Origin of the sequence: Streptomyces sp. NPDC002870 (assembly GCF_042888505.1) — a bacterium.
Classification (GTDB): Bacteria; Actinomycetota; Actinomycetes; order Streptomycetales; family Streptomycetaceae; genus Streptomyces.
Genome location: NZ_JBIAPW010000036.1, coordinates 25,055 through 39,706 on the forward strand (window position 1 = coordinate 25,055; position 14,652 = coordinate 39,706).

At 70.0% G+C, this 14,652-nt stretch carries 10 protein-coding genes; 6 read left to right on the forward strand and 4 right to left on the reverse strand.

Annotated features, from left to right (window positions below):
* The first annotated feature begins 229 nt into the window (after positions 1-229).
* From ACFYWY_RS31555 to ACFYWY_RS31570, 4 genes are all read left to right on the forward strand, one after another.
* Positions 230-1,480 (forward strand): NAD(P)/FAD-dependent oxidoreductase, encoded by a 1,251-nt coding sequence (locus ACFYWY_RS31555; protein ID WP_389192655.1) that lies wholly within the window; start codon positions 230-232, stop codon positions 1,478-1,480.
* A gap of 10 nt (positions 1,481-1,490) precedes the next feature.
* Positions 1,491-4,073, forward strand: a complete 2,583-nt coding sequence (gene nirB, locus ACFYWY_RS31560; protein WP_389192658.1) for a nitrite reductase large subunit NirB — start codon at positions 1,491-1,493, stop codon at positions 4,071-4,073.
* The gene (nirD, locus tag ACFYWY_RS31565) at positions 4,070-4,423 is read left to right on the forward strand and encodes a nitrite reductase small subunit NirD (RefSeq protein ID WP_389192662.1); all 354 of its coding nucleotides are present in this window, start codon (positions 4,070-4,072) and stop codon (positions 4,421-4,423) included. Before nirB ends, nirD begins: the two co-directional genes overlap by 4 nt.
* A gap of 94 nt (positions 4,424-4,517) precedes the next feature.
* Positions 4,518-5,441: an oxidoreductase gene (locus ACFYWY_RS31570; RefSeq protein WP_389192666.1), complete on the forward strand. Its 924-nt coding sequence runs from the start codon at positions 4,518-4,520 to the stop codon at positions 5,439-5,441.
* 3 nt (positions 5,442-5,444) lie between these two features.
* Here the strand turns inward: ACFYWY_RS31570 and ACFYWY_RS31575 are convergent, their stop codons facing one another.
* Positions 5,445-5,669 carry a hypothetical protein gene (locus ACFYWY_RS31575; protein ID WP_389192669.1) on the reverse strand — a complete coding sequence of 75 codons (225 nt, stop codon included), beginning with the start codon at positions 5,667-5,669 and terminating at the stop codon, positions 5,445-5,447.
* 193 nt (positions 5,670-5,862) lie between these two features.
* Here ACFYWY_RS31575 and ACFYWY_RS31580 point away from each other — a divergent pair, with 193 nt between their 5' ends.
* A complete protein-coding gene (locus ACFYWY_RS31580) occupies positions 5,863-7,020 on the forward strand; it encodes an alkaline phosphatase PhoX (RefSeq protein ID WP_389192672.1) in 1,158 nt (385 codons plus the stop codon).
* Here the strand turns inward: ACFYWY_RS31580 and ACFYWY_RS31585 are convergent.
* The 3 genes from ACFYWY_RS31585 to dusB form a co-directional block, all read right to left on the reverse strand.
* The gene (locus ACFYWY_RS31585) at positions 7,017-8,009 is read right to left on the reverse strand and encodes an ArsR/SmtB family transcription factor (RefSeq protein ID WP_389192674.1); all 993 of its coding nucleotides are present in this window, start codon (positions 8,007-8,009) and stop codon (positions 7,017-7,019) included. The two genes, ACFYWY_RS31580 and ACFYWY_RS31585, sit on opposite strands and share 4 nt — an antisense overlap.
* Before the next feature lie 563 nt (positions 8,010-8,572).
* Entirely contained in the window at positions 8,573-11,296 is a 2,724-nt protein-coding gene (ppdK, locus tag ACFYWY_RS31590) for a pyruvate, phosphate dikinase (protein WP_389192677.1), read from the reverse strand.
* Between the two features lie 629 nt (positions 11,297-11,925).
* The gene (gene dusB / locus ACFYWY_RS31595) at positions 11,926-13,071 is read right to left on the reverse strand and encodes a tRNA dihydrouridine synthase DusB (protein ID WP_389192680.1); all 1,146 of its coding nucleotides are present in this window, start codon (positions 13,069-13,071) and stop codon (positions 11,926-11,928) included.
* A gap of 52 nt (positions 13,072-13,123) precedes the next feature.
* Between dusB and ACFYWY_RS31600 the strand changes: the two genes are divergently transcribed.
* A complete protein-coding gene (locus tag ACFYWY_RS31600) occupies positions 13,124-14,578 on the forward strand; it encodes an MFS transporter (protein ID WP_389192683.1) in 1,455 nt (484 codons plus the stop codon).
* Positions 14,579-14,652 lie beyond the last annotated feature (74 nt).

A 14,652-nucleotide genomic window follows, 5' to 3' on the forward strand; every position in this document is an offset into this window, starting at 1 on the left:
TCGACCGCGCGGCCGTGAGATGAGAGCACCCAGCCTGCACCTGCGGTAATGGGTCTCACCTCCTACGACGGTCCACTGCTGGAGACGGCAACACTACCCGAGCGGGCGGGTGGCGGGCGCGTGAATCCCGGTCCCCTCACACACCCGCCCCCGGCACGCTGAGGGCAGCGTTCCCCGCGGGAAACAGAGGAGAACCTGCCGGGTAACACCGAAGCCGCAGGCTGCAGGCATGGCTTCAGAGATCGTGGTGATCGGCGGCGGGACGGCGGGCGCACAGCTGGCGCGCCGGCTCGGCTACGCGGGCGTCCCCGTCACCGTTCTCGGCGAGGAGCCGCATGCCCCGTACAACAGGGTGCTGCTCGCGGAAGTCCTCGCCGGGCGGTACGGCCCCGAGGTCATCGCCCTGCCCGACGTTCCGGTCCGGCGCGGCGTGCGGGCCACCGCGGTCGACCGGGACCGGCGTCTTGTGCACTGTGCGGACGGCACCTCGGTGGCGTACGACCGGCTGGTGCTGGCGACCGGTTCCAACCCGGTGCTGCCGCCCCTGCGCGGGATCGGCGACGGGCTCCCGGACGGGGTGCATCCCTTCCGTACGCTGGACGACTGCGCAGCGCTGTCGGCGGCCGTACGTCCCGGCATCCGCGCGGTCGTCGTCGGCGGCGGGCTGCTCGGCGTCTCGGCGGCCCGCGCCCTGGCCACGCGCGGCGCGAAGGTGGTGCTCGCCCAGCAGGGCGAGCACATCATGGAGCGCCAGCTGGACGTCTCCGCATCAGATCTGCTCCGCCTCCACCTGGAGGCACTGGGTGTGGAGATCCACACCGAGTGCCGGGTGAGGGGCCTGCACTGCGGCCCCGACGCGGCGGTCAGCGCCGTCGAACTCGCCGACGGGTACGCGCTGGACGCGGAACTCGTCGTCCTCGCGTGCGGCGTGCGCCCCAGGGTCACTCTGGCGCTGGACGCCGGGCTGGAAGTCCGCAAGGGCATCGTCGTCGACGACGAGCTGCGCACCTCGGACCCGTACATCCACGCCATCGGCGACTGCGCGGAACACGCGGGAATCGTCCAGGGCCTGGCGGGCCCGGCGCTGGAGCAGGCGGACGTCCTGGCCTCCGTACTCACCGGCACAGCCGCCCGCTACACCGGCACCCGCGCCCTGACCCGGCTGACCCTGACGGGCCCGGCAGTCCCGGCCGCGGCAACCGCAGCCATCACCGGCGCGGGCGGCACCGCCGCCGGCCCTCTCGATCTCGCCGCTTTCGGCGATCCGACGCCCCGCCCGGGGGACGACGTCATCCAGCTCGCCGACGCCACCCGGGGCGCGTACCGCAAGGTCGTCGTCCGCGGGGACCGGCTCGTCGGCGGGGTGCTGCTCGGGGATCTCGCCGCGGTCGGCGCGCTCGCCCGGGCCTGGGAGGGCGACGAGGCCCTGCCGGACTCCGTGCCCCTGCTCCACCTGCTCACCAATGATGGAGGCCTCTGACATGCCTGCGATGCCCACCCCCGCAATCGTGGTCGTCGGCCACGGGATGGTCGGCCAGCGATTCCTGGAGGCCCTCGCAGAGCGCGGCGTCGCCGGGCGGGCGCGGATCGTCGTGCTGTGCGAGGAGCCCCGCGCCGCATACGACCGGGTCCAGCTGACCTCGTACTTCTCGGGCCGCACCCCGGACGACCTCTCTCTGGTCGAGGGCGACTTCATGGAGCGCCACGGTATCGAGCTGCACCTCGACGACCCGGCCGAGACCATCGACAGGGCGGCCCGCACGGTCACCTCGCGCGCCGGGCGGACCTTCGCCTACGACACGCTCGTCCTGGCCACCGGCTCGTACCCCTTCGTACCGCCGGTGCCGAACAAGGACGCCGAGGGCTGCTTCGTCTACCGCACGATCGAGGATCTGCTCGCGATCGAGGAGTACGCGAAGACGGCCACCACCGGCGCGGTCGTCGGCGGCGGACTGCTCGGCCTGGAGGCGGCGGGCGCGCTCAAGGGGCTGGGCCTCAAGACGCATGTCGTGGAGTTCGCGCCCCGGCTGATGCCGGTGCAGGTCGACGACGGCGGCGGCGCGGCCCTGCTGAAGACCATCGAGCGCATGGGGCTGACCGTCCACACGGGCACCGGCACCCAGGAAGTCACCGTCGACGAGTCGGGCGCCGTCAACGGCATGGCCCTGTCGGACGGTTCGGTCCTCGCCACCGACCTGGTCGTCTTCTCGGCGGGCGTACGGCCCCGGGACCAGCTCGCCCGCGACGCGGGCCTGGACGTGGGCGAGCGCGGCGGCATCGTGGTCGACGACCAGTGCCGTACGTCCGACCCCGCGGTGTTCGCGATCGGCGAGTGCGCGCTGGCGTCGGACGGCCGGGTGTACGGACTGGTGGCGCCCGGCTACGAGATGGCCGAGACGGCGGCCGCCGCGCTGGAGGGCTCGCTGGAGGGCGACGTCAAGACCTTCACCGGCGCGGACATGTCGACCAAGCTCAAGCTGCTGGGCGTGGACGTGGCCTCCTTCGGTGACGCGCACGGCGCGGCAGACGGCTGCCTCGACGTCGTCTACTCCGACTCCCGCTCCGGCGTCTACAAGAAGCTGGTCATCGGCCAGGACGGCGAGCTGCTCGGCGGCGTGCTGGTCGGCGACGCCGACTCGTACGGCATGCTGCGCCCGCTCACCGGCTCCGTCCCCCCGGTCTCGCCCGAACAGCTGGTGCTGCCCGCGGGACTCGGCGCCCCGGTCGCGCTCGGCCCGTCCTCGCTGCCCGACGACGCGGTCATCTGCTCCTGCCACAACGTCACCAAGGGCACCATCCGCGGCGCGGTCACCGAGCACTCCTGCGCGACCGTGCCAGAGGTGAAGAAGTGCACCAAGGCCGGTACGGGCTGCGGCAGTTGCGTCAAGGTGCTCGGCCAGCTGGTCAACGCCGAGCTGGAGGCGTCGGGCGTCGAGGTCGACAAGGGCCTGTGCGGCTGCTTCGGGCAGACCCGCCAGGAGCTGTACGAGATCGTGCGTGCGCTGCGCATCACCTCGTACGCGGCGCTCCTCGACTCGCACGGCCGTGAGGCGGCGAAGGGCGGCAACGGCTGTGAGATCTGCAAGCCGACCGTCGGCTCGATCATCGCCTCGCTGGCCCCCACGATCGGCGCCGACGGCTACGTCCTGGACGGCGAGCAGGCGGCGCTCCAGGACACCAACGACCACTTCCTCGCCAATATGCAGAAGAACGGCTCGTACTCGATCGTGCCGCGCATCCCGGGCGGTGAGATCACTCCCGAGAAGCTGATCGTGATCGGCGAGGTGGCCCGCGACTACGGCCTCTACACGAAGATCACGGGCGGCCAGCGCATCGACCTCTTCGGCGCGCGCGTCGACCAGCTCCCGCAGATCTGGGCTCGCCTGGTGGACGCGGGCTTCGAGTCCGGGCACGCGTACGGCAAGGCGCTGCGCACCGTGAAGTCCTGCGTGGGCCAGACCTGGTGCCGCTACGGCGTGCAGGACTCGGTCAAGATGGCCATCGATCTGGAGCTGCGCTACCGGGGCCTGCGCTCCCCGCACAAACTGAAGTCCGCGGTCTCCGGCTGCCAGCGCGAGTGCGCGGAGGCGCAGAGCAAGGACTTCGGCGTCATCGCCACCGCCAACGGCTGGAACCTGTACGTCGGCGGCAACGGCGGCGCGACCCCGCGCCACGCGGATCTGCTCGCCCAGGACCTCTCGGACGCGGAACTGGTCCGGCTCATCGACCGGTTCCTGATGTTCTACATCCGCACCGCGGACCGGCTCGAACGCACCTCGACCTGGCTGGAGCGGATCGACGGCGGGCTCGGTCATGTACGTGATGTGGTCGTCCATGACTCGCTGGGCATCTGCGCCGAGCTCGAATCGCTGATGGCGGACCATGTCGCCGGCTACCGCGACGAGTGGGCCGAGACCATCAACGACCCGGAACGGCTGCGCCGCTTCGTCTCCTTCGTGAACGCGCCCGAAGTCCCGGACCCGACGGTGAAGTTCGTGCCCGAGCGCGACCAGGTCAAGCCGGACCTGCCGGTACTGCAAATCCGTACTCTGGAAGGAACCGCTGCCCGATGACGATCGCCCCTGAGAAGACGGACACGCAGCTCCAGCTCCGCCTCGGCAGTGAGTGGCTAGCACTCTGCTCGCTTTCCCTGCTGACCCCGGGCCGCGGGGTCGCGGTCCTGCTGCCGGACGGCCGCCAGGCCGCGGTCTTCCTGGACCGCGAGGGCACGCCGTACGCGATCGACAACCGGGACCCCTTCACCGGGGCGCAGGTCCTGTCCCGGGGTCTCATCGGCTCCGCGGCCGGCCGGCCGTTCGTCGCGTCGCCGCTGCTCAAGCAGCGGTTCGATCTGGGGAGCGGGGGCTGCCTGGACGACGAGTCGGTGTCGGTGACGGCGTACGAAGTGCGGCTGAGCGGCTGAGCGGCTGAGCACAGACCTGGTCGTCGGCAGTGGCTCCGCGGCCTGAACGTTCGTAGGGTGGGCCGATCGAGGTTCCCTAGCGAGGAGTTCAGCCATGTCGGGCTGGAACGCGGGCGACATCCCGGACCAGGGCGGACGTACCGCCGTGGTCACCGGAGCCAACAGCGGCATCGGACTCGTCACTGCCCAGGAGCTGGCCCGCCGCGGCGCGCGAGTGATTCTCGCGTGCCGCAGTGAGGCCCGCGGCAAGCGGGCAGAAGAGCACATGGCCCGCCAAGTCCCCGGCGCCGACGTGCAGTTCCGGCCGCTGGACCTGGCGGCACTGTCCTCCGTACGGGAGTTCGCGGCGAGCTGTCCGTACGAGCGCCTGGACCTGCTGATCAACAACGCCGGTGTGATGGCCCTGCCATACCGACAGACGGCCGACGGCTTCGAGACGCAGTTCGGCGTCAACCACCTCGGGCATTTCGCGCTGACCGGGCTGCTGCTGCCGAAACTGCTCGGCACCCCGGGGGCGCGGGTGGTGAGCCTGTCCAGCTTCATGCACGTCCTGGCCAATATCGACATGGGCGATCTCAACAGTGAGCGCCGCTACCGCCGTTGGGTCGCCTACTCCCGCTCCAAGACGGCGAACCTGCTCTTCGTGCACGAGCTGGCCAGGCGGCTGGTCGCGGCGGGCTCAGACGTCGTCGCGGCCGCTGCCCATCCCGGCTATGCGGCCACCAATCTGCAGACCGCGGGCGCGCGGATGGACGGCAGAAAGACAGCCGAGCGGTTCATGCAGGCCGGCAACCGGATCATCGCGCAGTCCGCCGAGTCGGGCGCGCTGCCGACGCTGTACGCGGCCACCGCGCCGGGCGTGCGGCCGGACTCGTTCACCGGGCCGAAGCTGGGCTGGCGCGGTGCGCCCGCGCCGGCGCAGCGGGCGATGTGGACGCGCAACGACGCGGCGGGCGAGCGGCTCTGGGTGGCGTCGGAGCAGCTCACATCGGTGACGTACGAGGGCCTCAAGGCCTGAGCCCTACAAGCCCCTGCTGGTGCCGCTCACGGAGATCCATGCGCCCGGCCCGTACGCAATGTGGATGCTGTCGGCTTCGCCGCCCCGCTTCACCCAGACGAGCAAGGCGCCGCTGCCGTGGATCTCGTACGAGTACCGGCCTTCCTCTTCGCTGTCGGTGCGGTGCTCCTCGTCGCCCGCATGCACCGACATTCCTCCCGATCCCGGCACAACCCATGTAACAGACATACCCCGACGGTACGCCCGATCGGTTCGGGACCCCCCGGGTGACGGTGCCGGGTGGCCGAAACCCCGCGGACTCGACCGCCGTGCGTCACCACCCGTTGACGTGCTGTCAATTCGCGACTCATAGGTTCCCGTACCGGCGCAACCCCGGGCGCCGACCGGCGCCACGGGGCGGTCACCTCACCTGGAGTGACAAGTGGAACGTCGCAGCTTCCTGCGCGGAGCGGTCATCGGCACCTCCGTCGCCACCTTCGGCGGCACCCTGATGCGCGGTGCCGCATATGCGGCCCCGGCCCAGAACGGCCCCAGTCCGTACGGCTCGCTGGGCGCGGCAGACGCCAACGGCATCCAGCTGCCGAGTGGGTTCACCAGCCGCGTGATCGCCCGCTCCGGGCAGACCGTCTCCGGCACTTCCTACACCTGGCACAACGCCCCCGACGGCGGCGCCTGCTTCGCCGACGGCAGCGGCTGGATCTATGTCTCCAACTCAGAGATCAACCCCGGCGGCGGCGCCAGCGCCGTGAAGTTCAACTCCTCCGGCACCATCACCAGCGCGTACCGCATCCTCTCCAACACCCGGCAGAACTGCGCCGGCGGCGCCACCCCGTGGAACACCTGGCTGTCCTGCGAGGAAGTCTCCCTCGGCTACGTCTACGAGACCAACCCGTGGGGTGGCACCAGCACCCGCAGAGACGCCATGGGCAAGTTCAAGCACGAGGCTGCCGCCGCCGACCCGGTACGCCGGGTGATCTACCTGACCGAGGACGAGTCCAACGGCTGCTTCTACCGGTTCATCCCGACCACATGGGGCAATCTCTCCTCCGGCACCCTTCAGGTGCTCGTCGCCGGCTCCGGCACCTCCGGCTCCTTCACTTGGCAGAACGTGCCCGACCCGGACGGCTCGCCGACCGCGACCCGCAACCAGGTCTCCGGCGCCAAGCACTTCAACGGCGGTGAGGGCTGTCACTACGCAGGCGACACCGTCTGGTTCACCACCAAGGGCGACAACCGCGTCTGGCAGGTCAACCTGCTGAACAGCACCTACGAGCTGGCCTACGACGACAGCCTGGTCAACCCCGGTCCCGCCCCCCTGACCGGCGTCGACAACATCACCGGCTCCTCCTCCGGCGATCTCTTCGTCGCAGAGGACGGCGGAAACCTGGAGATCTGCATCATCACGCCGAACGACATCGTCGCAGTGTTCCTGCGGGTCACGGGCCAGTCCTCGTCCGAGATCACTGGACCGGCCTTCTCGCCCGACGGCAAGCGGCTGTACTTCTCCAGCCAGCGCGGTACGAGCGGCTCCTCGTCCGGCGGCATCACCTACGAGGTGACCGGGCCCTTCCGCGCCTAGCCCGCGGCCTCCGCAGTGGCGCCGCCCCGCAGCAGGGCGGCGCCCAGCGGAGTGAGGGTGTGCAGTACGGCGTTGCCGTGGCGCAGCGTCACCACCAGGCCCGCCTCGCGCAGGACCGCCGCGTGCTGGCTGGCGGAGGCGAGCGACACCCCTGCCCTGCGGGCGAGTTCACTGGTCGTGCAGCCGAAGCGGATGGCCTTCAGGACGGTCGAGCGGGTGTGGCCGACGAGCCGGCCGAGCGAGGGGCCGCCGGTCTCGCTGAAGGCGGGCGCGCAGCTCTGGACTGCGGGGTAGACCAGGACGGGCGGGAGCGCGGCGTCACGGTAGACCACCGGGTTGCCGCGGCAGAAGAACGACGGCTGGAGCAGCAACCCCCGCCCGTCCAGGTGCAGTTCGCGCTCCACGGGATAGTCGGCCTCCAGCACCGGCGGCCGCCAGCGGAGCACCGGCGGCAGTGAGGTGAGCAGTTCGCCCGCTCCGCCGTCGAGCAGCGCCCGGCCGCGGACGGCACGGTCCGCCTCGACCCTGGCCTGGATGTGCGGCCAGTACGGCTCGATGGCGGCGCGGTAGTAGCTGCGCAGGACTCCTATGAGCCGGGCGAGCGGCTCGGGCGCGCCTTCGGCGAGCGCGGCGAGCCGGCCCGGCAGCACCGCCCCGCCGCCGCGTCCCGCGGCCGCGAGGGCCAGCTCGGAGTGCAGCCGTCCGGGCGGCGTCGCCCGCAGCGCCTCCAGCCCCGCGTCCAGCCCGCCGCCCCCTTCGGGAGGCGTGAGAAAGTCCGGGAAATACCCCCGCGGCGGAACCAGCGCGGCAAGCAGCCGTGTTTCACCATTCAACCGGGCGCGGGTTTCCGACCGCCATTCCCCGAACATGAGCGCGCGTCGGCGCTCCCGCAATCGGTGAAAGCTGAGAATCGTTTCCCACAAAACATCCGGTCTGACCGCCATCCGCACTCTGGCTAGGTCGTCCCCAGTGAAATGGATACGTAGCACCGAACCCCCACATGTTGCATCCGCAATCGCCCCGATCACTGAGTATGCATGCCATCACAGGACGTTACCACGGTGTTTCAGCCACAGTTGAAACGCCTCGCGAGGGGTGGGTGGCAACCGAAAGGCTGTACGACGTCGGGCAGGAAACCTTCTGTCACCGATGGTCGTGCGAAGGCCGTGGGGGGCTTTGCACGACCGGCGGCGGGCGACCGAGGGTGCGGCTCCCTGTCCGGCACGGGTAATGGGGCGTGGTCTGTGGATGGGGATCCGCAGGCCGCGCCCCGACCCTGGTTTTGCGTAACGAATGGCAGGAATTCGATTGCCGGAAACGGTCCGGCGGGCAACGGTCCAGAATTCAACATGCACATTGCACCGACATGGACTTTACCGAAAGACTGGAAGAAGACCCGGGCGCGGACCCGGAAGAAGACATGGAAGGGGCGGGCGCCCCGCACAGGCGCCCGCCCCTTCCCCTTCGGTGTTCCGGAGCCGCCACCGGATCGGTGAGGGTGGAGGTACCGACTGGGGGCGAACCCCCAGACCCCGCCGACGGCTCCGGCGTCTTATCGGGAGTCGCTGCCCCTTGACCCGGCTGCAGCGCGGCCGGCCTCCAGGCGCGCCACCGGGATGCGGAACGGCGAGCAGGACACGTAGTCCAGGCCCACCTCGTGGAAGAAGTGCACCGACTCGGGGTCGCCGCCGTGCTCACCGCACACGCCCAGCTTCAGGTCGGGGCGGGTGGCCCGGCCGGCCTCGACCGCGCTGCGGACGAGCGAGCCGACGCCGTCCTTGTCGATGGTCTCGAAGGGGGAGACCCCGAAGATGCCCTTCTCCAGGTACGCCGTGAAGAACGAAGCCTCCACGTCGTCGCGGGAGAAGCCCCACACGGTCTGGGTGAGGTCGTTCGTCCCGAACGAGAAGAACTGGGCGGCCTCGGCGATCTGACCGGCCGTCAGCGCGGCGCGCGGCAGCTCGATCATCGTGCCGATGGTCAGCCTGAGGTCGGTGCCGGTGGCCGCCTCGACCTCGGCGATGACCCGGTCGGCCTCCTCGCGGACGATCTCCAGCTCCTGAACGGTGCCCACCAGCGGGATCATGACCTCCGGCCGCGGGTCGCCCTTGGCGTTCTTGCGCTCGGCCGCGGCCTCGGCGATCGCCCGTACCTGCATGGCGAACAGACCGGGGATGACCAGACCGAGACGTACACCGCGCAGACCCAGCATCGGGTTCTGCTCATGGAGCTTGTGCACGGCCTGCAGCAGGCGCAGGTCGTTCTCGTTGTGGTCCTTGCGGGCCTCGGCGAGGGCGACGCGTACCGACAGCTCGGTGATGTCGGGCAGGAACTCGTGCAGCGGCGGGTCGAGCAGCCGGACGGTGACGGGCAGTCCGTCCATCGCCTCGAACAGCTCGATGAAGTCCTTCTTCTGCAGCGGCAGCAGCGCGCCAAGAGCCTGCTCGCGCTCGTCGTCGGTGTCGGCGAGGATCAGCTTCTCGACCATCTCGCGGCGCTCACCGAGGAACATGTGCTCGGTGCGGCACAAGCCGATGCCCTGCGCGCCGAACCGCCGTGCGCGCAGCGCGTCCTCGGCGCTGTCGGCGTTGGCCCGTACGCGAAGGCGGCGTACTCGGTCCGCGTAGGCCATGATCCGGTGCACGGCGGCGACCAGTTCGTCGGCGTCGTCGGCGCCCGCGTGCATCCGGCCCTCGAAGTACTCGACGACCGGGGAGGGCACGACCGGCACCTCACCGAGGTAGACCTTGCCGGTGGAGCCGTCGATGGAGACGACGTCACCCTCCTCGATGACGGTCCCGTTCACGGTGAGCCGGCGCCGCTTGGTGTCGACCTCGAGCTCCTCGGCGCCGCAGACACAGGTCTTGCCCATGCCGCGGGCGACGACGGCGGCGTGCGAGGTCTTGCCGCCACGGGAGGTCAGGATGCCCTCGGCGGCGATCATGCCGTCCAGGTCGTCGGGGTTGGTCTCACGGCGGATGAGGATGACCTTCTCGCCGGAACGCGACCACTTGACCGCGGTGTACGAGTCGAAGACGGCCTTGCCGACGGCCGCGCCGGGCGATGCGGCGATGCCGCGGCCGAGCAGCTCGGGCCCCTTCCCACCGCGCGCTCCTTCGTCTTCGAAGCGGGGGAACATCAGCTGCGCCAGCTGTGCGCCGTTGACCCGCTGGAGCGCCTCGGCCTCGTCGATCAGGCCCTGGTCGACGAGCTGGGTGGCGATACGGAAGGCGGCGCCGGCGGTGCGCTTGCCGACCCGGGTCTGCAGCATCCACAGCTGGCCGCGCTCAATGGTGAACTCGATGTCGCACAGGTCCTTGTAGTGCGTCTCGAGGGTCTCCATGATCTGCATCAGCTGGTCGTACGACTTCTTGTCGATCGACTCCAACTCGGCGAGCGGCACGGTGTTGCGGATACCCGCGACGACGTCCTCGCCCTGCGCGTTCTGCAAGTAGTCGCCGTAGACGCCCTGGTGGCCGCTGGCGGGGTCGCGGGTGAAGGCGACGCCGGTGCCGGAGTCGGGGCCGAGGTTGCCGAAGACCATGGAACAGACGTTGACGGCGGTGCCGAGGTCGCCGGGGATGCGCTCCTGGCGGCGGTAGAGCTTGGCGCGGTCGGTGTTCCACGAGTCGAAGACCGCGTGGATGGCGAGGTCCATCTGCTCGCGCGGGTCCTGCGGGAAGTCGCGGCCCGCGTCGCGGGACACGATCTTCTTGAACTGCTTGACCAGCTTCTTCAGATCGGCCGCGTCCAGGTCGGTGTCGACGGAGACCTTCTTGGCGGCCTTCGCCTCCTCGAGTGCCTCCTCGAAGAGCTCGCCCTCCACACCGAGGACGGTCTTGCCGAACATCTGGATCAGGCGGCGGTACGAGTCCCAGGCGAAGCGCTCGTCGCCGGCCTGCTGCGCGAGCCCGGTGACCGACGCGTCGGAGAGGCCGATGTTGAGGACGGTGTCCATCATGCCCGGCATGGAGAACTTGGCGCCTGAACGTACGGATACGAGAAGGGGGTCGTCGGCCTGGCCGAGCTTCTTCCCCATCTTCTGCTCGAGGGCGTCGAGGTGGGAGCTGACCTCGTCACGCAGTGCCGCGGGCTCCTCGCCGCTGTCGAGGTAGACCTTGCACGCCTCGGTGGTGATCGTGAAGCCCGGAGGGACGGGCAGTCCGAGATTGGTCATCTCGGCGAGGTTCGCGCCCTTGCCGCCGAGCAGGTCCTTGAGGTCCCTGTTGCCCTCGGTGAAGTCGTAGACGAACTTCTGATCTTTGTTTTCCGACACGGGTCTCGACTCCTCGAGGACTCGGTGGCTGCCCTGACGGCGAGGAACATACCCAGATCGAAGGCTTCTGGGTACGTCCACCTGGCCGTCATACGGCTGTAACCACTCCCCCGCCACCAGATCGAAAGTAGTTGGTCGGTGGGTTGGAGCATCAGCATGTTTTCAAGACTCGAAGTCATCGATACGCGAGGTGACGACTACCGCAGGTATCACCACGCATGGCGACGAGTCGCTCGACCGAATGAACCCAGGAGGGGTGGCACTGCGTGCCACTCTTCCGAGAGGTGCAGTCGTCGCCAATTCGCTCATCTGAGCGCTACCCCTATCAAGGGTGGCGAGAATCACGCGACCGACGAGCGTCCAGTCCCATCATCCGGACCCGCGTAACACACCGCAACACGCGGCTCCGTCCGTACTGTGCCGCCCGGCCCTGAGCGTGAACCGCGACCGCCGGGGGTGGCACCCAGGGCCACCTGGGGCGCGTCGTCCGCGCGCCGGCCGGCATCAGATGAGCGGGCTACGGGTGCGGCCGCTCCGGACCCGCCCCGGACCCCGTCCTCACTCTCCCCCGGCTACCGCTGGGAAGTGCCCCCAGGGCGGGCTTGAAATCAAGCCGACCCGGGCCGCCCTCAGCCGCCCGACGTGTCCAGTTCCGCCTCCGCGCTCACGCCCGCGCAGTCGTACGGATCCTTCAGCCAGCCGTCCGGCAGGACCACCCGGTTGTTCCCCGACGTACGCCCCCGCGGCCCGTCCGCGCCCACCGGCCACGGCTGGTCCAGGTCCAACTCCCCCAGAAGCGCGTCCAGTTCCGCCAGCGACGACGTGATCGCCAGCTTCTTGCGCATCTCAGAGCCCACCGAGAAGCCCTTCAGATACCAGGCCACATGCTTACGGAAGTCGATCACCCCGCGCGTCTCGTCGCCGATCCACTCCCCCAGCAGCTCCGCGTGCCGCCGCATGACGACCGCGACCTCCTTCAGCGTCGGCGTCGCATAGGCGCCGCTGCCCTCGAACGCCGCCACCAGATCGCCGAACAGCCAGGGCCGCCCCAGGCACCCGCGCCCCACGACCACCCCGTCGCACCCCGTCTCGCGCACCATCCGCAGCGCGTCGTCCGCCGACCAGATGTCGCCGTTGCCGAGCACCGGGATCTCCGGGACGTGCTCCTTCAGCCGCGCGATCGCGTCCCAGTCCGCCGTACCGCCGTAGTGCTGCGCCGCCGTGCGCCCATGCAGCGCAATCGCCGTCACGCCCTCCTCGACCGCGATCCGGCCCGCGTCGAGATAGGTGATGTGATCGTCGTCGATGCCCTTGCGCATCTTCATCGTCACCGGCAGATCGCCCGCGCCCGTGACCGCCTCGTTCAGGATCGCGCGCAGCAGCGGCCGCTTGTACGGCAGGGCCGAGCCGCCGCCCTTGCGGGTCACCTTCGGGACCGGGCAGCCGAAGTTCAGGTCGATGTGGTCGGCCAGATCCTCCTCCACGATCATCCGGACGGCCTTGCCGACGGTCACCGGATCCACTCCGTACAGCTGGATGGACCTGGGCGTCTCGGTCGCGTCGAAGTGGATGAGCTGCATGGTCTTCTCATTGCGCTCGACCAGCGCCCGCGTCGTGATCATCTCGCTCACGAACAGCCCCTTGCCGCCGGAAAACTCACGGCAGAGGGTGCGGAAGGGCGCGTTCGTGATGCCGGCCATGGGCGCGAGCACCACCGGGGGCTGCACGGCGTGCGGGCCGATCTTGAGCGTCGAGGACGGGGCGAGCGGGGTCATTCGCCTATTGTCGCGCACTGCCGGAAACGTTGGCCGGTCGTACGATCCGCGTATGCCCGAGCTCACACACCGGCGGCAACTGCTCGTGCTGGCGATCTGCTGTATGAGCCTGCTGATCGTCAGCCTCGACAACACTGTCCTCAATGTCGCGCTGCCCTCCATCCGCAAGGATCTGGACGCCTCCGTGGCCGGGATGCAGTGGACGATCGACGCATACACCCTGGTCCTCGCCTCGCTGCTGATGCTCGCCGGCTCCACCGCCGACCGGATCGGCCGGCGCAGGGTCTTCCAGGCCGGGCTCTTCCTGTTCACCCTCGGCTCGCTGCTCTGCTCCCTCGCCCCCAACCTCGAGTCGCTCGTCGCCTTCCGGATGGTGCAGGCCACCGGCGGCTCCATGCTCAACCCGGTCGCGATGTCGATCATCGCCAACACCTTCACCGACCCGCGCGAGCGCGCTCGCGCCATCGGAGTGTGGGGCGGCGTGGTCGGCATCTCCATGGCCGCGGGGCCCCTCGTCGGCGGAGTGTTGGTCGACAGCGTCGGCTGGCGCTCGATCTTCTGGCTCAACCTGCCCATCGGGCTCGCCGCCGCGGTGCTGACCTGGCTCTACGTCCCGGAGTCCCGCGCTCCGAAACCGCGCCGCCCCGACCCCGTCGGCCAGCTGCTGATCATGGCGCTCCTCGGCTCGCTCACGTACGCGATCATCGAGGGCCCCTCGGCCGGCTGGACCTCGCCGCTCATCCTGGGCTTCAGCACCCTCGCGGTCCTCGCGCTCGCAGGACTGCTGCTGTACGAGCCGAGGCGCGCCGAGCCGCTGATCGATCTCCGCTTCTTCCGCAGCGCGCCGTTCAGCGGGGCCACCGTCATCGCGGTCTGCGCCTTCGCCTCGCTCGGCGGATTCCTCTTCCTCAACACGCTCTATCTGCAGGACGTCCGCGGCCTGTCCGCCCTGGACGCAGGGCTGTACATGCTGCCGATGGCCGCCATGACCCTCGTCTGCGCACCTCTGGCAGGGCGGCTCGTCGGCAGCCGCGGCCCCCGTCTCCCCCTGGTGATCGCAGGCATCACCATGGCCGCGACCGGCGTGCTGTTCGCCGCCTACGAGGCCGAGACCTCCGATGCGATGCTCTTCGCGGGATACGTCCTGTTCGGTCTCGGCTTCGGCATGGTGAACACGCCGATCACCAACACCGCCGTCTCCGGCATGCCGCGTGCCCAGGCCGGAGTCGCCGCAGCCGTCGCCTCCACCAGCCGGCAGATCGGGCAGACCCTCGGCGTCGCCGTGATCGGGGCCGTACTGGCCGCCGGGGTCTCGTCCACCTCGTACGCGGAAGGCTTCGTCGCCGCGAGCCGCCCCGCCTGGTGGGTCCTCACCGGATGCGGACTGTGCATCCTCGTGGTCGGCGCGCTGACCAGCGGCGCCTGGGCGCAGCAGACGGCACGGCGCACAGCGGACCGCCTCGAAGCGCCGGACCTGGGCCGGTCGCCCTCCACGGCGACCTTATAGCGGCACACCGCCTGCGGCCCGGGCCGGTACGGCAGTGGGGCGTGGCTCACCTTCGCCCGACACGGTGGTGCCGG

Coding starts and splice junctions, on each gene's coding strand:
- ACFYWY_RS31555 (WP_389192655.1), top strand. CDS start 230: ATGGCTTCAGAGATCGTGGTGATCGGCGGCGGGACGGCGGGCGCACAG.
- nirB (WP_389192658.1), top strand. CDS start 1,491: ATGCCCACCCCCGCAATCGTGGTCGTCGGCCACGGGATGGTCGGCCAG.
- nirD (WP_389192662.1), top strand. CDS start 4,070: ATGACGATCGCCCCTGAGAAGACGGACACGCAGCTCCAGCTCCGCCTC.
- ACFYWY_RS31570 (WP_389192666.1), top strand. CDS start 4,518: ATGTCGGGCTGGAACGCGGGCGACATCCCGGACCAGGGCGGACGTACC.
- ACFYWY_RS31575 (WP_389192669.1), bottom strand. CDS start 5,669: ATGTCTGTTACATGGGTTGTGCCGGGATCGGGAGGAATGTCGGTGCAT.
- dusB (WP_389192680.1), bottom strand. CDS start 13,071: ATGACCCCGCTCGCCCCGTCCTCGACGCTCAAGATCGGCCCGCACGCC.
- ACFYWY_RS31600 (WP_389192683.1), top strand. CDS start 13,124: ATGCCCGAGCTCACACACCGGCGGCAACTGCTCGTGCTGGCGATCTGC.